At 59.7% G+C, this 22,207-nt stretch carries 21 protein-coding genes; 11 read left to right on the top strand and 10 right to left on the bottom strand.

Annotated elements, in window-relative coordinates:
• Positions 1 to 166: 166 nt before the first annotated feature.
• The 3 genes from ACXX9E_RS20325 to ACXX9E_RS20315 all read right to left on the bottom strand — a co-directional run bounded on the left by ACXX9E_RS20325 (position 167) and on the right by ACXX9E_RS20315 (position 3,075).
• Positions 167 to 691 carry an AAA family ATPase gene (locus ACXX9E_RS20325; RefSeq protein ID WP_128615494.1) on the bottom strand — a complete coding sequence of 175 codons (525 nt, stop codon included), beginning with the start codon at positions 689 to 691 and terminating at the stop codon, positions 167 to 169.
• Positions 688 to 1,251, bottom strand: a complete 564-nt coding sequence (gene pnuC / locus ACXX9E_RS20320; protein ID WP_458556061.1) for a nicotinamide riboside transporter PnuC — start codon at positions 1,249 to 1,251, stop codon at positions 688 to 690. The genes ACXX9E_RS20325 and pnuC overlap by 4 nt, the downstream gene beginning before the upstream one ends.
• A 189-nt stretch (positions 1,252 to 1,440) precedes the next feature.
• A complete protein-coding gene (locus tag ACXX9E_RS20315) occupies positions 1,441 to 3,075 on the bottom strand; it encodes a methyl-accepting chemotaxis protein (protein WP_458556060.1) in 1,635 nt (544 codons plus the stop codon).
• A 302-nt stretch (positions 3,076 to 3,377) separates the two neighbouring features.
• On the opposite strand from ACXX9E_RS20315, the gene ACXX9E_RS20310 reads away from it, so the two are divergent.
• Together ACXX9E_RS20310 and ACXX9E_RS20305 are read left to right on the top strand one after the other, a co-directional pair.
• Entirely contained in the window at positions 3,378 to 4,208 is an 831-nt protein-coding gene (locus tag ACXX9E_RS20310) for an undecaprenyl-diphosphate phosphatase (RefSeq protein WP_186746925.1), read from the top strand.
• Complete coding sequence (locus ACXX9E_RS20305) at positions 4,205 to 4,633, top strand: DUF1294 domain-containing protein (protein ID WP_458556059.1); 429 nt, start codon at positions 4,205 to 4,207, stop codon at positions 4,631 to 4,633. Before ACXX9E_RS20310 ends, ACXX9E_RS20305 begins: the two co-directional genes overlap by 4 nt.
• A gap of 29 nt (positions 4,634 to 4,662) precedes the next feature.
• On the opposite strand, the gene ACXX9E_RS20300 is transcribed toward ACXX9E_RS20305, so the two are convergent.
• Together ACXX9E_RS20300 and ACXX9E_RS20295 are read right to left on the bottom strand one after the other, a co-directional pair.
• Entirely contained in the window at positions 4,663 to 5,022 is a 360-nt protein-coding gene (locus ACXX9E_RS20300; RefSeq protein WP_422495924.1) for an MmcQ/YjbR family DNA-binding protein, read from the bottom strand.
• Entirely contained in the window at positions 5,019 to 5,927 is a 909-nt protein-coding gene (locus ACXX9E_RS20295) for a LysR substrate-binding domain-containing protein (RefSeq protein WP_123468941.1), read from the bottom strand. The genes ACXX9E_RS20300 and ACXX9E_RS20295 overlap by 4 nt, the downstream gene beginning before the upstream one ends.
• Positions 5,928 to 6,054: 127 nt before the next feature.
• On the opposite strand from ACXX9E_RS20295, the gene ACXX9E_RS20290 reads away from it, so the two are divergent.
• Together ACXX9E_RS20290 and ACXX9E_RS20285 are read left to right on the top strand one after the other, a co-directional pair.
• On the top strand, positions 6,055 to 6,666 hold the full coding sequence (locus ACXX9E_RS20290) for an FMN-dependent NADH-azoreductase (protein ID WP_123468939.1): 612 nt from the start codon (positions 6,055 to 6,057) through the stop codon (positions 6,664 to 6,666).
• A 237-nt stretch (positions 6,667 to 6,903) separates the two neighbouring features.
• Complete coding sequence (locus tag ACXX9E_RS20285) at positions 6,904 to 7,941, top strand: alpha/beta hydrolase family protein (RefSeq protein ID WP_123468937.1); 1,038 nt, start codon at positions 6,904 to 6,906, stop codon at positions 7,939 to 7,941.
• Positions 7,942 to 7,983: 42 nt separating this feature from the next.
• Here the strand turns inward: ACXX9E_RS20285 and ACXX9E_RS20280 are convergent, their stop codons facing one another.
• Together ACXX9E_RS20280 and ACXX9E_RS20275 are read right to left on the bottom strand one after the other, a co-directional pair.
• Entirely contained in the window at positions 7,984 to 9,171 is a 1,188-nt protein-coding gene (locus ACXX9E_RS20280) for an MFS transporter (RefSeq protein ID WP_322374689.1), read from the bottom strand.
• A 222-nt stretch (positions 9,172 to 9,393) separates the two neighbouring features.
• A complete protein-coding gene (locus ACXX9E_RS20275) occupies positions 9,394 to 10,980 on the bottom strand; it encodes an ABC-F family ATPase (RefSeq protein ID WP_123468932.1) in 1,587 nt (528 codons plus the stop codon).
• A 379-nt stretch (positions 10,981 to 11,359) separates the two neighbouring features.
• On the opposite strand from ACXX9E_RS20275, the gene lpxO reads away from it, so the two are divergent.
• Positions 11,360 to 12,259 carry a lipid A hydroxylase LpxO gene (gene lpxO, locus ACXX9E_RS20270; RefSeq protein ID WP_422495921.1) on the top strand — a complete coding sequence of 300 codons (900 nt, stop codon included), beginning with the start codon at positions 11,360 to 11,362 and terminating at the stop codon, positions 12,257 to 12,259.
• Positions 12,260 to 12,401: 142 nt separating this feature from the next.
• Here lpxO and ku read toward each other — a convergent pair whose 3' ends face one another.
• Entirely contained in the window at positions 12,402 to 13,268 is an 867-nt protein-coding gene (ku, locus tag ACXX9E_RS20265) for a non-homologous end joining protein Ku (RefSeq protein WP_123468930.1), read from the bottom strand.
• Between the two features lie 199 nt (positions 13,269 to 13,467).
• On the opposite strand from ku, the gene ACXX9E_RS20260 reads away from it, so the two are divergent.
• Complete coding sequence (locus ACXX9E_RS20260) at positions 13,468 to 13,809, top strand: hypothetical protein (RefSeq protein WP_322374687.1); 342 nt, start codon at positions 13,468 to 13,470, stop codon at positions 13,807 to 13,809.
• A gap of 50 nt (positions 13,810 to 13,859) precedes the next feature.
• On the top strand, positions 13,860 to 15,005 hold the full coding sequence (locus ACXX9E_RS20255; RefSeq protein WP_458556058.1) for a PQQ-dependent sugar dehydrogenase: 1,146 nt from the start codon (positions 13,860 to 13,862) through the stop codon (positions 15,003 to 15,005).
• A 140-nt stretch (positions 15,006 to 15,145) separates the two neighbouring features.
• Here ACXX9E_RS20255 and ACXX9E_RS20250 read toward each other — a convergent pair whose 3' ends face one another.
• Positions 15,146 to 16,246: a GNAT family N-acetyltransferase/peptidase C39 family protein gene (locus ACXX9E_RS20250; RefSeq protein ID WP_458556057.1), complete on the bottom strand. Its 1,101-nt coding sequence runs from the start codon at positions 16,244 to 16,246 to the stop codon at positions 15,146 to 15,148.
• Between the two features lie 92 nt (positions 16,247 to 16,338).
• Between ACXX9E_RS20250 and ACXX9E_RS20245 the strand changes: the two genes are divergently transcribed.
• The 4 genes from ACXX9E_RS20245 (at position 16,339) to nudC (ending at position 21,127) form a co-directional block, all read left to right on the top strand.
• Positions 16,339 to 17,913 carry a RimK family ATP-grasp domain-containing protein gene (locus ACXX9E_RS20245; protein WP_123468922.1) on the top strand — a complete coding sequence of 525 codons (1,575 nt, stop codon included), beginning with the start codon at positions 16,339 to 16,341 and terminating at the stop codon, positions 17,911 to 17,913.
• Between the two features lie 7 nt (positions 17,914 to 17,920).
• Positions 17,921 to 18,844 (top strand): magnesium transporter CorA family protein, encoded by a 924-nt coding sequence (locus tag ACXX9E_RS20240; RefSeq protein WP_123468920.1) that lies wholly within the window; start codon positions 17,921 to 17,923, stop codon positions 18,842 to 18,844.
• 633 nt (positions 18,845 to 19,477) lie between these two features.
• On the top strand, positions 19,478 to 20,290 hold the full coding sequence (locus tag ACXX9E_RS20235) for a crotonase/enoyl-CoA hydratase family protein (RefSeq protein ID WP_128615627.1): 813 nt from the start codon (positions 19,478 to 19,480) through the stop codon (positions 20,288 to 20,290).
• Between the two features lie 6 nt (positions 20,291 to 20,296).
• Positions 20,297 to 21,127, top strand: a complete 831-nt coding sequence (gene nudC, locus ACXX9E_RS20230; RefSeq protein WP_123468914.1) for an NAD(+) diphosphatase — start codon at positions 20,297 to 20,299, stop codon at positions 21,125 to 21,127.
• On the opposite strand, the gene ACXX9E_RS20225 is transcribed toward nudC, so the two are convergent.
• Positions 21,095 to 21,874 (bottom strand): TSUP family transporter, encoded by a 780-nt coding sequence (locus ACXX9E_RS20225; RefSeq protein WP_123468912.1) that lies wholly within the window; start codon positions 21,872 to 21,874, stop codon positions 21,095 to 21,097. The genes nudC and ACXX9E_RS20225 overlap by 33 nt on opposite strands.
• Positions 21,875 to 22,207 lie beyond the last annotated feature (333 nt).

The raw sequence follows: 22,207 nt of genomic DNA, 5'->3' as shown, positions 1-22,207 counted from the left end.
GAACAAGGGTTTGCGCGGAGGTGTTTCACTGGTGTAACACCTCGTGTGACAAAGCGAAGAATGCCGCTGAAACGGCCACTTTGCACTCGGGCGAGTGTTTCAGGAACGGACACTTTGCCCTCAGAACAGGGAGAACCAACAGGGGAAAGGCGCGCGTTAAGCCGGGTCAGGCAGCCAGTAGATCCGCCACCGCAGCAAAGGCCTGGGCCTGACGCCCGGCCCAATCGCCCTGAATCACCTGATAGCGCTGATGATGGGTTTGCAGCCAATTGTGCGTGGCTTGGTAAAACGCCAGGCGCTGGTCCAGATCCGGCTGACAGCGCTGGCCGTCGTCGGTCCAGTCGATGTGTTCCGGGGACAACAGCAGGTGCAGATCGTAATGCCGGGCCAGCAGTTCCGGTTCCAGCCAGTCCGGGCAATCGCCGAACAACGTCTGGCTCCAGAGGATATTGCTCAGCAGGTGGGTGTCGAGAATCAGCAGCGAGGGGCGTTGCGCACGCGCCTGATCTTCCCATTGCAACTGGCCTCGAGCGATCTGGGGAATATCGCTCAAGCGGGTGTCACGCGGATTCTGCTCGATGAACCAGCGTACATATTCGTCCACCCGCACGCCGCCGAACTGTTGTTGAAGGCCCGCTGCCAGCCAGCTCTTGCCGGTGGATTCGGGGCCGGTCAGCACCACCACTTTCATGGGCGCAACGCCGGGTCGGCGCGCCATTCGCGAAAGCCCTGAACCGCAATCAGCGTGAACAACCCGTAGAGGGCCGCCGTGAGGTACAGGCCTTTATAAAGAAAGAGGCCGACGAAAATCACGTCGAGCACAAACCACAACACCCAGCATTGCAGACGTTTCTGCGCCATCCACAGTTGCGCCACCAGGCTGAAACCGGTGAGCGCTGCGTCGAGCCACGGCTGTGCAGCGTCGGTCCAGTGGGCCATGGCGGCGCCAAGCAGCCCGCTGCCGACGGCGCCGATGCTCAGGCCGATCAGCAGCGAACGTCGATCAAGACGTCTCACTTCACGGCCATCGTGCATCGTCCCGGCCCGGGTCCATTGCCACCAGCCGTAGACTTGCAGCGCGGCGTAGATCACTTGCAGCAACATGTCCGAGTACAGCTTCACGTCATAGAAGATCCAGCTGTACAGCAGCACCATGACCAACCCGATCGGCCAGCACCATGGATTCTGTTTGACCGTCAGCCAGACGGCGATCACGCCGAGGGCGGCGGCAAACAGTTCAAGCCCGGACATGTGGGTTCCTTGGAGGAATTGAGGAGGGGGCGGATTGTACCCAAAAACGCTGTTGGCGGATTAAACGTCGCCCCACGAAGTTCTGTGTGAACCAAGCTGCTGGCGATGGTGATGGTGGTCTGTCAGACACTGAATGGGTGTCTGACAGAGCTGATGGCTAACAGGCTGACGCCCTCATTGTGATTGCGGTCAGACGCGGAACTGGCGCAGCAACTGGTTCAGTTGTTCACTCAACTGCCCCAGCCTCACACTGGCCACGCTCGACTGTTCTGCCGCCAGCGCCGTGCTATGGGATAACCCGGCCGCCTGAGTCACGTTCTGATTGATGTCCTCGACCACGTGCGCCTGTTGCAGGGTGGCGCTGGCGATCGAGGCATTCAGGCCATTGAGATTGCGCAAGGCCTGGCCGATGGCATTCAGACTTGCCCCAGCCAGTCCGGCCTGCTCAATGGTCAGCTGCGACGCCTTGCTGCTGTCGCCGATGACCTTGACCGCTGCCTCGGAATGATTCTGCAAGCGCTCGATCATCGACTGGATCTCTGCGGTCGACTTCTGCGTGCGCTGAGCCAGCAGGCGCACTTCATCGGCCACCACGGCAAAGCCGCGACCTTGCTCGCCGGCCCGCGCTGCTTCGATGGCGGCGTTGAGGGCGAGGAGGTTGGTCTGTTCGGCAATCGAGCGGATCACCTCCAGCACGCTACCGATTTGTGTACTCTCGGCGGCGAGGGTGCGAATCACCTCCACGGCCTGGTCGATGGTGCCGGATAGCCGGTCGATCTGCTGCAAACTGCCGTCGATGTTGATCTGGCCCTGTTGCGCCTGTGCTTCGGCGTCACGCATTTCGGCAGCGGCATGCTCGGCGTTTTTCGCCACATCCTGCACGCCGTAGGTCACTTCGTTGATCGCGGTGGCTACCAGCTCCATCTGCTGCGACTGCTGCTGGCTACGTTGCTGCGCCTGCGTGGCATCGTTGCCCAGCTCGCTGGACGACTGGCCAAGGGCACTGGCCGACACCTGCAAGTCGCCGATCACTCGGCGCAGTTTGGCGGTGAACGCGTTGAAGTGATGCGCCAGCTCAGTGACTTCATCCTTGCCGTGAGTATCGAGGCTACGGGTCAGATCGCTTTCGCCACTGGCGATGTTGGCCATGGCGTTCACGGTTTCCTGCAGCGGACGAACGATGCTGCGCGCGATAAGGATCACCAGCAGCGCCATGATCACGGCGATCACCAGGCCGATGACCGTAGCTTTGATCACTTGGCCCTGGAATTCCGCCTGAACGTCGTCAACGTAAACCCCGGAGCCGAGCACCCAACCCCACGGTTCGAACAGTTTGACGTAGGAGGTCTTGGCCACCGGCTCGCTCGCACCGGGTTTCGGCCAGCGGTAATTGACCATGCCGGCGCCTTTGGATCGGGCGATGGCGACCATCTCGTTGAACACCGCAAAGCCGTCCGGATCGCGGATCGCCGAGAGGTTCTGGTCTTCGAGTTTCGGGTTGGTCGGGTGCATGACCATCACGGGCGTGAGGTCGTTAATCCAGAAGTAATCGCTCTGGTCGTAGCGCAAGCCACGGATGGCGGTGAGCGCCTGCTTCTGCGCGGCCTCTTTGCTCAGGGTGCCGGCCGTTTCAAGGTCGTGGTAATAGCTCAGCAGGCCACTGGCGGTCTGCACCACGTGTTGGGTTTTCTGGGCTTTGGCGTGATACAGGTCGTCGTGGATCTGCTTGAGCATCAACACGCCCAAGGTCAGCAACATGACCACCGCCACAATCAAAATGAGCCACAAGCGTCGGCTGATCGACACACTGCGCAAGCTGTTCATAACGCTGTCACTCCGGATTCTTTTTCTTGTAATAAAGCACCGCCAGCATCCAACCACGATTTCGTGGGCGGGCATACGCGACCCAAGTCGAATAACGCGACAGCGCTATTAGGGCTTGTCTGTTAGGATTTCGGCCCCGCGCGTGAAAACCTGAATCCAAGTTGATATTTCACGGAATTTTGACCGTTTCGTGTAGATCCTGTGCGCGCGGAATCGGTACAGCCATAAACAGCTACGCTGAACGCAGTGAACCAAAAAATACTATCGGAGCATGCCGGCGTGCATCGCTCTTTGGGGGATTGATGGATCTTTGGACGGCCTTGCAGGCACTGATACTAGGCGTTGTAGAAGGGCTTACGGAGTTTTTGCCCATTTCCAGTACCGGACACCAGATCATCGTTGCCGATTTGCTCGATTTCGGCGGCGAACGGGCCATGGCGTTTAACATCATTATCCAGCTCGGCGCGATTCTCGCGGTGGTCTGGGAGTTCCGGCGCAAGATTGCCGACGTGGTCATCGGCTTGCCGACCCAACCGAGTGCACGGCGCTTTACCGCCAATCTGCTGATCGCCTTCCTGCCGGCCGTCGTGCTCGGGGTGGTGTTTGCCGACCTGATCCACGAATACCTGTTTAACCCGATCACCGTTGCGACGGCGCTGGTGATCGGTGGCCTGATCATGTTGTGGGCGGAAAAGCGTCAACATCAAGTGCATGCCGAAACGGTCGACGAAATTACCTGGAAAGACGCGTTGAAAGTCGGCTTCGCCCAGTGTCTGGCAATGATTCCCGGTACGTCGCGTTCTGGCTCGACCATCATTGGCGGGCTGTTGTTCGGCCTGTCGCGCAAGACCGCGACCGAGTTTTCGTTCTTTCTGGCCATGCCGACCATGGTCGGTGCCGCCGTTTACTCGGGCTACAAGTACCGTCATCTGTTTGTGCCGGCGGACGTTCCGGTGTTCGCCATCGGCTTCGTCACGGCGTTTATTTTCGCCATGATCGCCGTGCGCGGCTTGCTCAAATTCATCGCCAGCCACAGCTATGCGGCGTTTGCCTGGTACCGGATTGTCTTCGGTCTGGTGATTCTGGCGACCTGGCAGTTCGGCTGGGTGGACTGGTCGGCCGCCAAACCATGAGTGACTCTCGCGCACGTCGCCCGGAGGGTCGTCCGTCAGGCGGCAGTATCCAGAACCTGAAGCTGAAACTGCTGGTTTTGGCGATCATCTGCGCGTTGCCGCTGTTCGGTTCGCTGTCGATGTGGCTGCACGGGATCTCGCTGGTGCCACTGACCGCCTATGGTGTGGTCAGTGTGCTGGCGTTCTTCATGTATTGGGCGGACAAGCGCAAGGCACGCGCCGATGCATGGCGCACGCCGGAAAACATTCTCCACGCCGTGGAACTGGCCGGCGGCTGGCCGGGCGCGTTGATTGCCCAGCAAGTGCTCCGGCACAAGACGCGCAAAGTGTCGTTTCAGATTCTGTTCTGGGTGATTGTGGCATTGCACCAGGTGTTCTGGATCGACCAGTTGTTCCTCGGCGCGAACCTGCTTTCATTGTTCTGAGAATCAGCCAATCCCCTACAGGATTGGCGTCAAAGCAATAATCCGATTCGGGTTTTCTTGGGCAACTTACTCACCACCAGTTGATGCGAACGCATCAGCAATCCCTGCAGTTCCTCCGCACCCAGCGGGTAGGGCGGGCGCATGATGATCCACTGCGCCCGCGCCAGATACGGCGCCGGGTGAATGCCAGGGCGGTCGCAATGGCCGAGGAACAGATCCTTGTCGACCTTGAATGCCAGCGAATCGCCGCGCAAACCCTGCAGGGCGAACATCTTGTTACCGGCAATCGAGAACACCCGCACGCCGCCCCATTTGTAATCCTCTCGAGCGCCCGGCAACGCCAGGCAGAACGCTGCCACGTCGGCTTCGCTCATCTTTCCCTTGCTCATAACAACCGCTCCCCACAGGCATTGAACGATTCGACCAGGTGGTCGATCCACGCGCGCACCGCCGGCATCACCCCGCGTCGATGCGGGTACACCGCTTGCAGCCAGCCGCCGGGCAACGACCATTCGGGCAGCAGTTGCACCAGCGAGCCGTTCTGCAGTTCCTCTTCGCAGTACATCATCGGCAGCAGGGTGAAACCCTGGCCGGCCAGCACGCAGGCCTTGCGCACTATAAAGTCGTCGATACCCAGCCGTGCCTCCATATTCAACTCGAAACTTTTGCCGTGCTGGTCGAGCAGGCGCACATGGACCAGGCGATCGGCTTCCAGTGCGCCGAGCACCGGCAGGTTCTTCAAATCCTGCGGATGGCTGATCGACTGCCGCTCGGCGAACGCCGGGCTCGCCACCACGACTGTCTGCGCCTGGCGCAGGCGCCGGGTGACCAGCAGCGGGTCTTCGTCACCCGATTCGCGTACTCGTAGCGCGACATCGAAGCCCTCGGCCACGAGGTCCACCCGCCGGTTCAGCAGGACCACTTCCAGCTGCACCTGGGGGAATTTGCCGAGAAAATCGCTGATCACCCACGGCAACATTTCCCGCGCCAGACCGGTCGGGCAGGACACCCGCAGGCGCCCACGCGGTTCGCTGGACATGCTGGCGACGGCTTCATCGGCCATTTCCGCTTCCAGTAACATGGCCTGGCAGTGGCGCAGATAGCGTTCGCCAACCGCGGTTAGGTTCAACTGGCGCGTGGTGCGTTGCAGCAAACGTGCGCCCAGGCGTTCTTCAAGTTCGGCAATGCGTCGCGACAGGCGCGACTTGGGAATGCCCAACAAACGGCCGGCCGCCGCAAAGCCACCGGCTTCGACCACTTTGGCGAAATAGTAGAGATCGTTGAGATCTTGCATGGTGATATCCAACTGTTCTATCAGTGGGACGAACTATCGCATTGTCGGCGGCTAATCATCTATTGGTTTCTTCCGTAGGATTGTCTCCATTCCGTCGCCACCGGCGATTCATTCCAGGAGATTCCACATGAAACTGCTGCATATCGATTCGAGCATTCTGGGCGACAACTCGGCTTCCCGTCAGTTGAGCAGCCAAGTCGTCAAAGCCTGGCAAGCCGCCGAGCCAACTGCTGTGGTGACTTACCGTGACCTCGCCGCTGACGCCATCAGCCACTTCTCGTCGACCACCCTGGTTGCCGCCGGGACGACTGCAGAACTGCGCAACGCCGCACAACAGCACGAAGCCGAACTGAGCGCCTCGACCCTGGCCGAGTTCATCGCTGCTGACGCCGTGGTGATCGCGGCACCGATGTACAACTTCACCGTGCCGACCCAGCTCAAGGCCTGGATCGACCGTGTTGCCGTCGCCGGCCAGACCTTCCGTTACACCGAAGCCGGCCCTGAAGGCCTGTGCGGTGGCAAGAAAGTGGTGATCGTTTCCACCTCCGGCGGCATTCATGCTGGCCAGGCCAGTGGCATCGCCCACGAAGAGTATCTGAAGCTGGTGCTGGGCTTCCTCGGCATCACCGATATCGAAATCGTCCGCGCCGAAGGCCTGGCGTATGGTGAGGAAGTGCGCAACAACGCCATGACCGCCGCTCAAGCGAAGATCAGCGAGCAACTGTTTGCCGCCGCGTAAGGCTTGCGTAAAGAACAGCTGATGTTCAGGCAAGGCCCAAAAAACTCTGTATTCTGGTTCCGCAAGGGCTAGGTACGGAGTTTTTTGTTTCTGACTGTTGCATAATCTGGCCCGGGTTATGCAATCAAACGATCAACGTCTGCGTGCAACGCCGCGCCGGATCACCGAACCTCAGGGTTTCGGGCGTGTCGGAACATAAAGGATCTTTCGCTTGAGTAACACAGGGTGGGCCATCCCATGATGCGTCTTTGTGCAACGTTACTGATTTGCCTGCTTGGCAGCCTCGGTTCAGTGCATGCCGCGCCCGGGCGACACCCCGTATGGAGTGTCGGTTACCACGAGATGACATTCCTCGATCCGCTGGACCTGCAACCGATGCGCGCCATCGCGTTCTATCCTTCCAGCGATCGTGAGCACACCAGCCTGCTTGAAGGCTACAAGGTCGAGGCTGGCGAAGACACCAAGGTCGCCATTGGCCGCTTTCCGATGTTGATGCTGTCCCACGGCAACACCGGCACCCCCATCGCGCTGCATGACCTGGCCACCTCGCTGGCTCGCAAGGGTTTTGTCGTGGTCGCGGTGATTCATCCCGGCGACAACTCCAAAGACCACAGCCGACTCGGCACGTTGAGCAACCTCTACGGGCGGCCGATCCAGATTTCCGAAGCGATCACCGCCACCCTCGGCGACCCGATGCTTTCGCCATTCGTGAATGCCGATCAGGTCGGCGTGATTGGTTATTCGGCCGGCGGCGAGACCGCGTTGATCCTCTCTGGCGCGCAGCCGGATCTCGATCGTCTGCGCCGTTACTGCCTGGAACGCCCCGACGACCGCGATGCTTGCAACACTCAGGGCGAGCTGATCGTCGATCGCGATGACTTGCAGCCAGTGGCCGATTCGCGCGTGCATGCGCTGCTGCTGATGGCGCCACTGAGTCTGAAGTTCGGGCGCCACACCCTGGCGGACGTACATGTGCCGGTGCTGCTGTACAGCGGTGATGGCGACAAACTGGTGGCTTTCGACAAAAACGCCGCCGCCCTGGCACGCAAACTGCCGACCGCCCCGGACTTCAAACTGCTAGCGGGGGCAGGGCACTTCGTGTTCATGGCGCCGTGCAACGAAGAGCAGATCCGCGCCATGCCGGCGCTGTGCACCGACGCCGACGGCGTGGATCGCGAAGACATCCACCGCAACCTGATCTCCGAAGCCGGGCAATTCTTCTCGCGCACGCTGGGCAAGCCGAGCCGGGCGGGGATGCAAACGGCGGATCAATGATCCTGGTCCTTTGCACGCTCATTGCTACAGGGGGCCGTCCAGTCAAGACATCGCCCGGCGCTTGAGCAGCAAGGTCAACCCCAGCCCGGTCACCGACAGTAGCGCTGCACTGAAGAAAATCCACGAATACCCCAAATTCAGCGCCACCGCGCCCATCAGCGGCCCGGCAATCGCCAGCGCCAGATCGAAGAACACCGCGTACGCGCCCAACCCCGAACCCCGGCTGGAGTTGGGCACCTGCTTGATCGCTTCAACACCCAGTGCCGGGTACACCAGCGACAAGCCAAAACCCGCCAGGCCCGCCCCGATCAACGCGAACGCGGTGGACGGGGCCAGCCACAACAGCACCAGGCCAACGGTTTCGATGGTCATGCAGGCAATCGCCGAATTGAATCCGCCAAAACGGCTGATTGCCGAAATGAACAGCAGCCGCGACACGATGAAACATACGCCAAACACCGTCAGGCAATACGCCGCGCCGCTCCAACCCCGATTGAGGTAATACAGAGTGATGAAGGTAGTCAGCGTGCCGTAACCGATAGACGCCAGACTCAAACTGGCGCCAAACGGTGCAATGCGCCCGAACACTGCCCAAAAAGGCAGCCGTTCACCGCGCACCACCGGCACTGAGGGTTTATTGCGGATCAGCACCAGAGCGCCCGCCGCCAGTACTGACAGCGCGATGCCGAGGCTGGCAAAACCGTAATCGGCGACCATGACCACGCCCAGCGGCGCGCCAATCGCAATCGCGCCGTAGGAGGCAATGCCGTTCCAGCCGATAGACCTTGCGGTGTGCTCGGCACCGAGCTGGCCCATGCACCAACTGATGGTGCCGACCCCGATCAAACCCTGCGCGACCCCGAGCAATAGGCGTCCGACAATCAAAATCAGCAGGCTCGGCAGCGGGTAGTCTTGCAGCAACGACGAGATCAGCGTCAACAAGCCACTGAGCGCAATCCCCGACAAGCCATAAACAATCGCGCGTTTGGTGCCGATGGTGTCCGACATGCGTCCGGCCATTGGCCGGCTGAGCAGGGTGGCCAGGTACTGTGAGCCGATCACCAGCCCCGCCACAATGGCGCTGAACCCCAACTGTTCATGGACGTAACCGGGCAACACCGCGATCGGCAGGCCGATGCAGAGGAAAGCGATAAAGGTATAGAACACGATGGAGACGATCTGCAGGGTGATCGCCATGGTGCTCTGCGGGGGCAGTTGCTGCGCAGACATGAGGACTCGTTCGCGGGCGGCGGTGGGAGAGTCGGCATGATGGCTTGGCGCTGGAACAAAAGGAAGCAGGCTAACTATTTTCCTGGCTATCCCGATTGTTGCTGATAGCCTGCTCGCGATTGTGTCGGTACTCGCATAACTACTGGCTCTGGAATGCAAAAAGCCCCGTCACATGGACAGGGCTTTTGCTTGAGGCTCGCGGCTTAACGCTGGCAGCTGCTCTTAGAGCACCACACCCTGACTACGCAGGTAGTCATCGTAAGTGCCGCTGAAGTCAGTCACGCCATTCGGGCTCAGCTCGATGATGCGCGTGGCCAGGGACGATACGAACTCACGGTCGTGGCTGACGAAGATCAGCGTGCCCGGGTAGTTTTCCAGCGCCAGGTTCAGCGCCTCGATCGATTCCATGTCCAGGTGGTTGGTCGGTTCGTCCATGATCAGCACGTTCGGCTTTTGCAGGATCAGCTTGCCGAAGAGCATGCGACCTTGCTCACCACCGGAAATCACCTTGACCGACTTGAGGATCTCGTCGTTGGAGAACAGCATGCGGCCCAAAGTACCGCGAATCATCTGCTCGCCCTGAGTCCACTGACCCATCCAGTCGAACAGGGTCACGTCGTCTTCGAAGTCGTGCGCGTGGTCCTGAGCGTAGTAGCCCAGTTCCGCGGCGTCGGTCCACTTGACGCTACCGGCATCCGGGGTCAGTTCATTGACCAGGGTGCGCAGCAGGGTGGTCTTGCCGATACCGTTCGGACCGATGATCGCTACGCGCTCGCCGGCTTCAACCTGGAAGCTGAAGTCTTTGAACAGTGGCTTGCCGTCGAAACCTTTGGCCATCTTTTCGACCATGACCGCCTGGCGGTGCAGCTTTTTGTTCTGCTCGAAACGGATGAACGGGCTCACGCGGCTGGAAGGCTTGACCTCGGCCAGTTGGATCTTGTCGATCGCCTTGGCGCGGGAAGTGGCCTGTTTGGCTTTCGAGGCGTTGGCCGAGAAGCGGCTGACGAACGATTGCAGCTCGGAAATCTGCGCTTTCTTCTTGGCGTTGTCCGACAGCAGTTGCTCGCGGGACTGGGTCGCCACGGTCATGTACTCGTCGTAGTTGCCCGGGAACAGGCGCAACTCGCCGTAATCCAGGTCAGCCATGTGCGTGCACACGCTGTTCAGGAAGTGACGGTCGTGAGAGATGATGATCATCAGGCTGTTACGCTGGGTCAGGATGTTTTCCAGCCAGCGAATGGTGTTGATGTCCAGGTGGTTGGTCGGTTCGTCGAGCAACAGCACTTCGGGATCGGAGAACAGGGCCTGAGCCAGCAATACGCGCAGTTTCCAGCCTGGCGAGACTTCGCTCATCGGGCCGAAATGCTGTTCCAGTGGAATGCCCAGACCCAGCAGCAGTTCACCAGCGCGGGATTCGGCGGTGTAGCCGTCCATTTCGGCGAACTCGGTTTCCAGCTCGGCCACGGCCATGCCGTCTTCTTCAGACATTTCCGCCAGCGAGTAGATGCGGTCGCGTTCTGCCTTGACCTTCCACAGCTCTTCGTGACCCATGATCACGGTGTCGATCACGGTGAATTCTTCGTACGCGAACTGGTCCTGGCGCAACTTACCCAGACGCACGTTCGGCTCGAGCATGACCTGGCCGCCGGACGGATCAAGATCGCCGCCGAGGATTTTCATGAAGGTCGACTTGCCGCAACCGTTGGCGCCGATCAGGCCGTAGCGGTTGCCCGCGCCAAATTTGACCGAAACGTTTTCGAAGAGCGGCTTGGCGCCGAACTGCATCGTGATGTTAGCTGTAGAGATCAAGAGTTTTTCCTGCGAAGCATTCTTAAATTGCGAGGGTGCGGCCGGAGCGCTGGGCCCGAGTCGAAGTGCGCTGAAGCGGGACAGTCCCGTCATCAACCAAGGGGGGCGCGTAAAGTTTGGCGGCGATTGTACTGGTCTGGCTCTTTAAACGATAGGGCGATGATGCCGCGGCTGCTGTTTGGCTGATTCAGCGGACAGTTTTTCACAGATGAGGTTCACCATCGGTTACAAAGTATGGCTAAAATGCCATCCATTCGCCCGGCGCCCACTCCGGCGTCGGCTCAAGGACGTGCCATCTGTTTCCAGACCACTGCATAAGACGCCCGGCCCCGAGCCGCCAGGTGCGCAGTTTGTTCACTTCTGACGTGTGACGATTTCCGTGAAACTCATCATTGCTGCTATTTATGTCATTTCCATTGCATACGTTCACCTGCGGGGGCGTGTGCGTCACAAACTGGGTCGGCAACTGAGCGATCATTCGACCTTCCTCGCACCGATCAACTGCTTCCTTTATTTGTTCTCGAAGATCCCCGGCAAGCCTTACCTGAATCCGGCGGAGTTTCCTGATCTCAGCCCGTTGCAGGCGCATTGGCAGGAGATCCGCGAAGAAGGCCAGAATCTGTTGCGTGCCGGCGAGATCAAGCGCTCCAACCAGTACGATGACGTCGGTTTCAACTCGTTCTTCAAAAGCGGCTGGAAGCGTTTCTACCTGAAGTGGTACGGCGAAAGTCATCCATCGGCGATGAAGCTGTGCCCGCGCACCACAGAACTGGTGCAAAGCATCGGCTCGATCAAGGCGGCGATGTTCGCCGAACTGCCGCCGGGTTCGAAACTGGTGCGACACCGCGACCCATATGCCGGTTCTTACCGCTATCACCTGGGCCTGGATACGCCCAATGACGCCGGTTGCTACATCAACGTTGACGGTGAGAACTACCACTGGCGCGACGGCGAGGCGGTGGTGTTCGATGAGACGTTCATCCATTACGCCGAAAACGCCACGGACAAGAACCGCATCATCCTGTTCTGCGACATCGAGCGCCCGATGAAGTACCGCTGGGCGGCGGCGTTCAACCGGTGGTTCAGCCGCACGGTAATGTCGGCGGCGGGCGCCCCGAATGATGCCGGCGACAAAACCGGCGGCATCAACCGTCTGTTTACCAGAATCTACAAGATTCGCCTGCGCGGCAAAGAGCTGAAAAAACGCAACCGCATGCGGTATTACCTGGAGAAATGGGCGATTTTCGCTGGCTTGCTGGCGATCTTCATCCTGATCTGAAGACCGCGGCGCCTGTGGGGCCGCCTTCGCGGGCAAGCCCGCTTCGACAGGGGCTGGTGTGATGCGCAGAACTCATTCACACCGCCAGAACCTGTGGAAGCGGGCTTGCCCGCGAAGGGGCCCTGACCATCGGCGCAAATGATCAAGAAGCCTTCTTGGTCTTTTTCGCCGGGGCCGCCTTGGCCGGCTTCGCTGATTTTGCCTTGGGTTTTGCCGCTGCTTTCCCACCCAGACTGCGTTTGAGCAGCTCGGTCAAGTCGATAACATCCGCCGTTTTGCGCTCCTCTTCGCCACCCACAGTCTCGACATCCTCGATCTTGCCTTCATGGGCTTTCTTCTCGACCAGCGCCATGATCTTGGCTTCGAACTCGTCCTTGTAGTCTTCGGGCTTCCAGTCTGCGCTCATGTCTTCAACCAGGCGCCTGGCCATGTCCAGTTCGCCCTTGGCCAGTTGCGGCTTGGTCACTTCGCTGCCCAGATCCAGCTCGTCGAGCCCGCGGACTTCCTGCGGCCAGCGTAACTTCACCAGCACCAGTGCCGACTCCAGCGGCATCAGCGCGGCCAGATACTGGCGCGTATGCAGCACCACCCGAGCGAGGGCGACTTTGTTGGTCTTGCTCAGGGTTTCACGCAGCAGCGCGTAGACCTTGCCGCCCCGTTTGTCCGGTGCCAGGTAGTAGGGCGTATCGATGTTTTGCAGGGGAATCTGATCAGCCTCGACAAACGAGAAAATATCAATGGTCTGGGTGGACACCGGGTGCGCCGAGCGAATTTCCTCCTCGCTGAGCACCACATACCGACCTTTTTCGTAAGCCACGCCCTTGACGATATGGTCTTTGGTGACCTCTTTGCCGGTCACCTTGTTCACGCGTTTATAGCCCACCGGGTCCATGCTGCGGCTGTCGAGCCAGTCAAAGTCGACGCCTTGCGAGGCGGTCGCCGACACCAGCGCGACCGGGATGTGAACCAGACCGAAACTGATCGCGCCTTTCCAGATTGCCCGAGCCATGGTGTGTTCTCCAAGTGATGATCAGGTGACCTTGCGCGCGCCACGAAAGTTTCCGCTGACTGCGCTTCAGCAGGCGCAGCAGTCAAGTCGTGTTACATGTTGTTTAAAGCGGACGGGTTAACAAATCCGAACCCTGAGCGTAGCGTGGACTCGAACGCTGCAACCCCAGCCCATTCCCTGCGCATCGAGAGGCTGCTTCATGAACCGCTTTCTGCTTGGCATCGTTGCCTTGGCTCTCAGTGCCGGCCTGGCTCACGCTGAAGCCCCGAGGCCATCCGCGCCGTTGCTGCTTGCGCAAAGTCCTGCCGGCAACAGCAACAATCCCTATAACAGCCCGATTCGCCGGGCCAACCCCAACAGCATGCAGGGCACCCAGCCCAGTACGCCGCCCATGCGCGGGCCGAACACCGTACCGACACCGCGTCAGCCCACCGTAGAGAACCGCGGTATCGGCAACGGCCAGCCGATTCGCTCAGTGCCGGCCACGCCACCCACGTTCATTCCCAACCCGCCCTCGCGGGATACCGGCAGCAACCGTTGAACGGCAGGACCGCGTTCTGTCAGCCTTTCAAATGACAAAAGGAATCGTGCATGTTGCGTAAAACCCTTTTAGCCAGCCTGTGCGCCGGCGCGCTGATCAGCGTCCCGGTACATGCCGCCGCCCCCAAGGCGCTGCAAAGCGAACAGGGCAGTCTTGAAGTCACCACTCTGGCCCAAGGGCTGGAGCATCCCTGGGCGCTGGCCTTTTTGCCTGATCGGCAGGGCGTGCTGGTGACTGAGCGGCCGGGCAACCTGCGGGTCGTCGCGGCCGATGGCATGCTGTCCGCGCCCATCGACGGGGTCCCGGAAGTCTGGGCCAAGGGGCAGGGCGGTTTGCTCGATGTCGTGTTGTCGCCGGACTTCAAGGCCGACCGGCTTGTGTATCTGTCCTACGCCGAGGGCGGTGCTGAAGGGGGCAAGGCCGGGACGGCGGTCGGGCGCGGGCGCTTGTCGGAGGACCTGAAGACCCTCAAGGACTTCAAGGTGATCTTTCGTCAGGAGCCGAAGTTGTCGGTGGGCAATCATTTCGGCTCGCGTCTGGTGTTCGATCGCGACGGTTATCTGTTTATCACCCTGGGCGAGAACAACGATCGGCCGACCGCACAGGACCTCGACAAATTGCAGGGCAAGATCGTACGTCTTTATCCCGACGGCAGAGTGCCGGACGACAATCCATTTGTGGGCCAGTCCGGCGTGCGCCCGGAGATCTGGGCCTATGGCATTCGTAACCCGCAGGGCGCGGCACTCAACCCATGGACGGGCACCCTGTGGGAAAACGAGCACGGGCCTCGGGGTGGCGATGAGGTGAATATCATCGAACGCGGGAAAAACTACGGTTGGCCGTTGGCGACCCACGGCATCAACTACTCGATGCAACCGATTCCCGAAGCGCAGGGTGAAACCGCTGAAGGCACGGTCGCGCCGCATCATGTCTGGGAAAAATCGCCGGGCGTCAGCGGCATGACGTTCTACGACGGTGACCGCTTCAAACCGTGGCAACACAACGCGTTTATCGGTGCGCTGGCGACCCAGGAGCTGATTCGCCTGCAGTTCGATGGCGACAAGGTGGTGCATGAAGAGCGGTTGCTGGGCGAGCTGAAACAGCGGATTCGCGATGTGCGCCAAGGGCCGGATGGTTACTTGTATGTGCTGACGGATGAAGAGAATGGATCGCTCTACAAACTCGGCCTGAAGTAACACCTCCCAAGGAGGCAATCCACCTAACTGTGGCCAGGGGATTTATCCCCGTTGGACTGCGCAGCGGTCCCCAGCTTATTACAGGGGGCTGCTACGCGATCCAACGGGGATAAATCCCCTCGCCACAAAAGCAATCCTGCTCATTGCTCGCGGGTATACAACACCACCGCCGCCCGCAACTTGCCCCGGCCAAACCGGCACATCTTCTCGAACTCGCCATGACTGACCGGTACATGCTGGCAGTCGATGGGCTGCCGATGCTGGCTGTGATCGACATCGGGGTCATGCAGGTAAACGAAATCCTCGTCGCAGTCGGTCACCACCACCCAGTGCGGCGACTTGGAGCGGGTCAGCCGGTAGCTGCTGATCAACACCAGAGGCTGCCCGCCCGTATCCAGCAAGCGGGGTAGATCCAGCGGTGTACCGATCAGACACTCGACATCGGTCTCGGTCAGCTGCGCGGTGAATTCCTCATGGACCAGGCGCATGACGTCTTTTTTATGCGCATCGCGCACGCCGTCGAGAAACAGGGGACCTGCCAGGCTGACTTGCAAGCGCACGCGAAAGCCGCGGCGCCACGCGGCCAGCGCCAGACCTTGCGGGCTGCAGCCACCGTGCCCGGAGGTCATGAACACTGTGGTTGCTTCACGCCAGAGCTGCAATTCTTCGCGTCGCTCCAGCAAGCGCTGCGATTGCAAAGCGCCCATGGCCATCAATAGACAGGCCGGGCCGCAAGTGAACTCGGTGGTTTGCGGGTAGTAGGGCACCTTTATGTTGCGTGAGTCGCGATGCTGAAGAATGCGTTTTTCCAGGCGCAAGGCGTCGGCATGGTCTTCGTAGTAATCATGAATCAGGGCAAAGCGCCGGTAGCCGTTACGTTCGTACAGGGCAATGGCGGCGGGGTTGTCGATCCGCACCTCAAGACGCAGGTAGGCACAATCGTGTTCCAGGGCGATGGCTTCGATGCGTTGCAGCAGTTGCTTGCCCCATCCGCCGCCGCGCGCCTCGCTGGCGATCGCGATGGAGTACAACCGCGCCAGCGACGTGCCGCGATGAAACAGGACCAAGGCGTAACCGAGCAATTGGCCTTCGCGCTCCGCCACGAGCAACTGACCATGGGCGCGAGTAATCATCCACTGAAAACTGCGCGCCGTGAGCCGGTCCGTGGTGAAACATTGCATTTCCAATGCCAGCAGCGCCGGCAAATCTTCAACTACCGCCAGACGAAAAACAGCACTCATATGACCACCGTAAAAGTTGCGTAACGAAACGGGACTTTCGAAAAACTTCGTGCTTAATAGAAATGGTCTTGTTCTCCAACGGATCAATCTCTATGTCAGCGGTACAGGGTCATTGGCGCGAAGTATCCGAGCAAAGTTTGCCGGCGGCAACTTATTTAAATTCAACGGCGAGAACTTCCAGTCAAGTGCTGATCATTGTCGAACGCAAGGAAGACTGGGCCTCGTATTTTCCCAGCGAAGGCATCGTCACCGCCCAGGAATATCTGGAACAGACCCGCGAAGCCGAACCCGGCAAGCGGGTGCAGGTGATCAATCTGTGCCGCAGTTACAAGTACCTGGGCCACGGTTATTACTGCTCGCTGTTGGCCGAAGCCCGCGGGCACAAGGTGATTCCGTCAGTACGCACGATCAGTGAACTGACCCGGAAGTCGCTGTACGGGCTGGCACTGGACGACCTGGATAAAACCCTCGAAAAAGCCCTCAGTCATCATCTCTACAGCGATACCGAAGGCTTTACCCTGACCCTGTATTTCGGCCGGACGCATATCGAGCCGCTGCAGGATTTGGCCCGGCAGTTGTTTGAAGTGTTTCCGTGTCCGATCCTGTTAGTGGAGTTCGGTCGAACTAACGGCTGGCACATCGAAGGTATAAAATCCGGCGCTTTGCATAAGTTGCGCGATGATCAGGAAGATCAGTTCGCCAATGCGCTGGATGGCTTCAGCCGTAAAATCTGGCGTGTTCCGCGTTCTCCGCAAGTGGCGCGTTATGACCTGGCGATCTTGCACGATCCGCAAGAAGCCTTGCCGCCTTCCAACGCCAAAGCGCTGGAGAATTTCGTCCGGGTCGGCAAGACCATGGGCATTGATGTCGAACTGATCGAGCGCAAGGACTATGCGCGCCTGGCCGAGTACGACGGTTTGCTGATCCGCGAAACCACCAGCGTCGACAACCACACTTACCGCTTCGCCAAAAAGGCTGAAAGCGAAGGGCTGGTGGTGATGGATGACCCGACGTCGATTCTGCGCTGCACCAACAAGGTCTACCTGACCGACTTGCTCAACAGCCATCAACTGGGCATGCCCGCCACCGAAATTCTCTACAAGGAGCGACCCGAAGACTTCGAGCGGGTGGGCGAGCGCCTCGGGTTTCCCTTGGTGCTGAAGATTCCCGATGGTTGTTTTTCCCGTGGTGTGATCAAGGTCGAGAGCCAGCAAGCCTTGCTCGAAGCCACCGCCGAACTGTTCGAGCACTCGGTGCTGTTGCTGGCCCAGGAGTTTTTTTACACCGAGTACGACTGGCGCATCGGCGTGCTCAACCGCAAACCGATCTTCGCCTGCCAGTACTTTATGTCCAAGGGCCACTGGCAGATCTATAACCACAAGGCCAAGGGCCAGGACGTCAACGGCGAGTGCCGGACGCTGGCGGTGCACGAGGCGCCCCGGGCAGTGGTCGAGCTGGCGGTGAAGACGGCCAACCTGATTGGCGACGGTCTCTACGGCGTCGATCTGAAACAGGCCGGCGACAAGGTGGTGGTGATCGAAGTCAACGACAACCCCAACCTCGACGCCGGCATCGAAGATGCGTATTTGCAGGATGATCTGTATTCACTGGTACTGGAAGAGTTCGTGCGACGGCTGGAACTGAAGCGTCGCGGCCAGGCCTGGTGACCTGCCGATGATCAACAGTTTTGCGTTGAGCCACGGCGCCTTGCAGCGGGTTGAACGACTGGACGCCGAGGTGATGCTGTTCAGCAACCCGGACGCCGCCGAACGCGACTTGCTGCACAGCCATTTCAAGGTCGACGAGCACGCGCTGGCCTCGGCGCTGGATCCGGACGAGGTATCGCGGATCGAGTTTCACCCCGATCATCTGTTCCTGATCTGGAAGCGCCCGGAGAACTATTCTGGCGGTGGCAGCCTGGCGTTTGAGGTGTCTTCATGCGGTCTGCTGTTTGCGCCCGGGCAATTGCTGGTGATTGCCACTGACGACACACCCTTGCATGGCCTCGGTTCCCGGCAGCCGTTGAACACCCCGCTGGATGTGTTGCTTGATCTGCTGTTCAACAATATTCATCACTACCTGGGGCACTTGAAGGTGATCAAACTGGTCGCTCGCGAGTTGCAGCAGAAATTCAATGCTTCGATGCAGAACCAGCATCTGATTCAGATGTTCAATCTCAGTGAGAGCCTGATTTATTACATCAACGCCTTACACAGTAATGGCGCGGTGCTGACGCGGTTGCGCAATCATGCCGAGAAGCAGCATTTCGGCAGTGAGGCGATCGGGTTGATTGATGATCTGATCATCGAGAACAACCAGTGCTACAAGCAGGCGGAAATCTACTCGACGGTGTTTTCCGGGCTGATTGATGCGCGGGGCAATTTGATGAACAACAGCATGAATAATCTGTTGCGCAAGCTGACGTTGATCAATGTGGTGTTTTTGCCGTTGAACCTGGTTGCGAGCATTGGCGGGATGTCGGAGTTCAGCATGATGACGGCGGGGACGCCCTGGTGGGTTTCTTATCCTTTGTTTCTTGGGGTGATGGTGTTGGGGGCGGGGGGGATGTTGCTTGGGCTTCGGCGGTTGGCCCGGTGATCTTGGCGGCCTTTGGGCCGACCATGCTCTGGTTGGGGGGGGTGAGTATCCGTTGCTTCGGGTGTGGCGGCTGGCGGTTTCGCCCTTACGGCGACTCACTTTTTTGACAAACGCCTCAAAAAAGTAAGCAAAAAAGGGCTTGCCCCGGCGTTCGGCCCGCTCGCTTGGGCTCGGGGTTCCTTCGCTCCGGGATCCATCCGGGCGCATCGCCTCCGGTTTGCTTCGCTGCACCTCCTCTCGATGTGTTTGGCTTCGCCAAACGGCGCTGCGCGCCTGCCCCCCGGATGAATCCCTCCACTCAGCCTGCCGAAGGGGCCTGAAGATCAAGATCAAGATCAAGATCAAGAGCAGGCGAGCTGACACTCGGCCTAGTGGCTGGTTCGGTGATTGTCGGAGACAGCCTGATGGGGGCTGGCAGCCGACCAGGCTCGGTGGGTGTGCTTGTTTCCTGTAGGTGTGCCGAGGGTTGCGATTTTTTGATTTTGTTTTTCAGAGGCAAGGCTAAAAGGATGCAGTCTTGCGCAGTGCCTGCTTCGCCCTGTGGTTTCCACAGTCCCGCATTTGGCCGAACCGCCACGGTGATGCCTTGTTATAGTTCGGACCTCTCTTTCTGTCCGGTAAAGGATCACTGCCATGTCTCAATACTCCGCCTTCAGCGTCGAACTGGCCGACAATATCGCTCATGTGCAGATCAATCGTCCGGAGAAGATCAATTCGATGAACGCGGCGTTCTGGAGTGAGATCGTCGAGATTTTTCAGTGGGTCGATGACACCGATGAAGTGCGCGTGGTGGTGCTCAGTGGCAACGGTAAACATTTTTCCTCCGGTATCGACCTGATGATGCTCGCCGGCGTCGCCAATGAACTGGGCAAGGACGTCGGCCGTAATGCGCGCCTGCTACGCCGCAAGATTCTCGCCTTGCAAGCCTCGTTCAACGCGGTCGACAACTGCCGTAAACCGGTGCTGGCGGCGATTCAGGGCTATTGCCTTGGCGGGGCGATCGACCTGATCGCGGCCTGTGACATGCGTTACGCTGCCGAAGACGCGCAGTTCTCGATCAAGGAAATCGATATCGGCATGGCCGCCGATGTTGGCACGTTGCAACGGTTGCCGCGGATCATCGGAGACGGCATGCTGCGTGAACTGGCTTACACCGGTCGCACCTTTGGTGCTGATGAGGCGCGCAGCATGGGCTTGGTCAATCGTGTCTATGGCGACAAGGACGCGTTGCTCGAGGGCGTGTTCGACATCGCTCGCGAGATTGCAGCCAAGTCGCCGATTGCCGTCACAGGCACCAAGGAAATGATCAGCTACATGCGCGACCATCGCATCGACGATGGCCTTGAATACGTTGCCACCTGGAACGCCGCCATGTTGCAATCCACCGACTTGCGCGTGGCCATGGCCGCCCATATGAGCAAACAGAAACCTGAATTTCTGGATTGAGAAACCATGACATCTCGCTGGACCACTGCAGTACTGGACACCGATCATCCCGGCGGCTGGGCCGTGGCACGCAGCCCTGAAGGGTTTTTGTTCGATGACAACGGCGCGCTGTTCCCGCGGGAATGGCTCAAGCGTCAGGACTTGTCGATACTCGCCGAACACGGCATTGGCCATCTCGATGGCGAGCCGGTGTACCTGCTGGAGTTGCACAGTGTCAGCGAGGTGCCGGGGTGCAACTGGAAAGGTCTGCGGGCGTTCATGCTCGATGGCGATCACACGGTCTACAAGGTCTTGGGTTATGCCGCACAGATCGGCACCTGGGCGCGGGAGCATCGTTTTTGCGGCAATTGCGGGCAGGCCATGACGCAGGTGCCGCGGGAGCGGGCGATGCATTGCCAGCCGTGCGAACTGCGCAATTACCCGCGCATTTCGCCGAGCATGATCGTGCTGGTCACCCGGGGCGACGAGGTCCTGCTGGCGCGCTCACCGCGTTTCGTCACTGGGGTCTACAGTACGCTGGCCGGATTTGCCGAGCCGGGGGAGTCGGCCGAGGATTGCCTGATTCGTGAAGTGCGCGAAGAAGTGCAGATCGAGGTCAAGAACATTCAGTACATGGGCAGCCAGTGCTGGCCGTTTCCGCATTCGATGATGCTCGGCTTCCATGCCGAGTACGCCGGTGGCGAGATTGTCTGCCAGGAAGACGAGATCGAAGACGCCCAGTGGTTTAACGTGCACGATTTGCCGCCATTGCCGGCGTCCAAATCGATTGCCCGTTACCTGATCGACGTCTACGTGGCGCGGCGCTTAGGCCACGCTGAACCAGTGCTGCCAGGCTAGGCGCACGGTCAGACCCAACACCACGGTGATGAACACCGGACGGATGAATTTGGCGCCACCGCTGATTGCGGTGCGCGCGCCGAAGAACGCGCCGACCATCACCGACAGGCCCATGCTCAGGCCGATGATCCAGTCCACTTGCCCGGAAAACACGAACACCGACAGCGCCGCAATATTGCTGACGAAGTTCATGCTGCGCGCCACGCCGCTGGCCTTGACCAGGTCGATCGGGTAGAGCAACAGGCTGCTGACCGTCCAGAATGCACCTGTGCCCGGACCGGCCACACCGTCATAGAAGCCGAGACTGAAACCCTGGCTCGATTGCCATTTCTTTTTGATCGGTGCGTCGCTGTCCAGTGGCGCTTTCGGTGTGCCGCCGAACAACAGGTACAGGCCGCAGGCAAACACGATCACCGGGAGCATTTTGTTCAGCCATTCCGCCGGCAGGTAATGGGCGACGATCGCACCGGTCAGCGCACCGACCAGTGTGCCGACGATGGCGTGCGTCCACTGCCGAGGGTGGAATAGCTTGCGCCGGTAGAAAGTGAAACTGGCGGTGGCCGAACCGAAGGTCGAACTCAGCTTGTTGGTGCCCAGCACCAGGTGCGGCGGCAGGCCGGCAGTCAGCAGCGCTGGCGTGGTCAGCAGGCCGCCACCGCCGGCAATGGCGTCGATGAAACCGGCGATGAATGCGACGAGGGCAAGAATGGCGAGGGTGGTGAGGTCAACGCTGAGTTCGAAAGGCATGGAATCGGCTTATTCGGCAGGGCGCAGACGGGCTGCGGGGAAGGGCTGACATGTTACTCATTTCCAGTTGTTGCGGCGACCCATAAGGCCCGATCGCTGGCAAGCCAGCTCCGTCAGGTTTCGGCATGTCCGCCATATGTGTGTGCGCTAGAGATCCCTGTGGGAGCTGGCTTGCCAGCGATGAGGGCTGAACAGCCACAGGCTATTGAACTGTTGCCCAACCAACACCGCGACAACAAATCACCCTCCAACCATGCAACTCCATCAGTCTCAAGCCCAATAAAAACGGGCATTTGCACGCTGGCACGCTTGCTGCTCTGACACCTTGACCTT

The organism is Pseudomonas sp. GNP014, assembly GCF_054344005.1.
The sequence above is the reverse complement of the archived record's forward strand: the minus strand, read 5'-3'. Positions and strand labels throughout refer to the sequence as shown.

Excerpts from the sequence above, each read along its gene's own strand:
- ACXX9E_RS20225 (WP_123468912.1), bottom strand. The coding sequence starts at position 21,874 with ATGCCTTTCGAACTCAGCGTTGACCTCACCACCCTCGCCATTCTTGCC.
- ACXX9E_RS20325 (WP_128615494.1), bottom strand. The coding sequence starts at position 691 with ATGAAAGTGGTGGTGCTGACCGGCCCCGAATCCACCGGCAAGAGCTGG.
- ACXX9E_RS20250 (WP_458556057.1), bottom strand. The coding sequence starts at position 16,246 with ATGAGTGCTGTTTTTCGTCTGGCGGTAGTTGAAGATTTGCCGGCGCTG.
- ACXX9E_RS20295 (WP_123468941.1), bottom strand. The coding sequence starts at position 5,927 with ATGCAAGATCTCAACGATCTCTACTATTTCGCCAAAGTGGTCGAAGCC.
- pnuC (WP_458556061.1), bottom strand. The coding sequence starts at position 1,251 with ATGTCCGGGCTTGAACTGTTTGCCGCCGCCCTCGGCGTGATCGCCGTC.
- nudC (WP_123468914.1), top strand. The coding sequence starts at position 20,297 with ATGACATCTCGCTGGACCACTGCAGTACTGGACACCGATCATCCCGGC.
- ACXX9E_RS20255 (WP_458556058.1), top strand. The coding sequence starts at position 13,860 with ATGTTGCGTAAAACCCTTTTAGCCAGCCTGTGCGCCGGCGCGCTGATC.
- ACXX9E_RS20300 (WP_422495924.1), bottom strand. The coding sequence starts at position 5,022 with ATGAGCAAGGGAAAGATGAGCGAAGCCGACGTGGCAGCGTTCTGCCTG.
- ACXX9E_RS20285 (WP_123468937.1), top strand. The coding sequence starts at position 6,904 with ATGATGCGTCTTTGTGCAACGTTACTGATTTGCCTGCTTGGCAGCCTC.
- ku (WP_123468930.1), bottom strand. The coding sequence starts at position 13,268 with ATGGCTCGGGCAATCTGGAAAGGCGCGATCAGTTTCGGTCTGGTTCAC.
- ACXX9E_RS20310 (WP_186746925.1), top strand. The coding sequence starts at position 3,378 with ATGGATCTTTGGACGGCCTTGCAGGCACTGATACTAGGCGTTGTAGAA.
- ACXX9E_RS20280 (WP_322374689.1), bottom strand. The coding sequence starts at position 9,171 with ATGTCTGCGCAGCAACTGCCCCCGCAGAGCACCATGGCGATCACCCTG.
- ACXX9E_RS20240 (WP_123468920.1), top strand. The coding sequence starts at position 17,921 with ATGATCAACAGTTTTGCGTTGAGCCACGGCGCCTTGCAGCGGGTTGAA.
- ACXX9E_RS20245 (WP_123468922.1), top strand. The coding sequence starts at position 16,339 with ATGTCAGCGGTACAGGGTCATTGGCGCGAAGTATCCGAGCAAAGTTTG.
- ACXX9E_RS20315 (WP_458556060.1), bottom strand. The coding sequence starts at position 3,075 with ATGAACAGCTTGCGCAGTGTGTCGATCAGCCGACGCTTGTGGCTCATT.
- ACXX9E_RS20260 (WP_322374687.1), top strand. The coding sequence starts at position 13,468 with ATGAACCGCTTTCTGCTTGGCATCGTTGCCTTGGCTCTCAGTGCCGGC.
- ACXX9E_RS20305 (WP_458556059.1), top strand. The coding sequence starts at position 4,205 with ATGAGTGACTCTCGCGCACGTCGCCCGGAGGGTCGTCCGTCAGGCGGC.
- ACXX9E_RS20290 (WP_123468939.1), top strand. The coding sequence starts at position 6,055 with ATGAAACTGCTGCATATCGATTCGAGCATTCTGGGCGACAACTCGGCT.
- ACXX9E_RS20235 (WP_128615627.1), top strand. The coding sequence starts at position 19,478 with ATGTCTCAATACTCCGCCTTCAGCGTCGAACTGGCCGACAATATCGCT.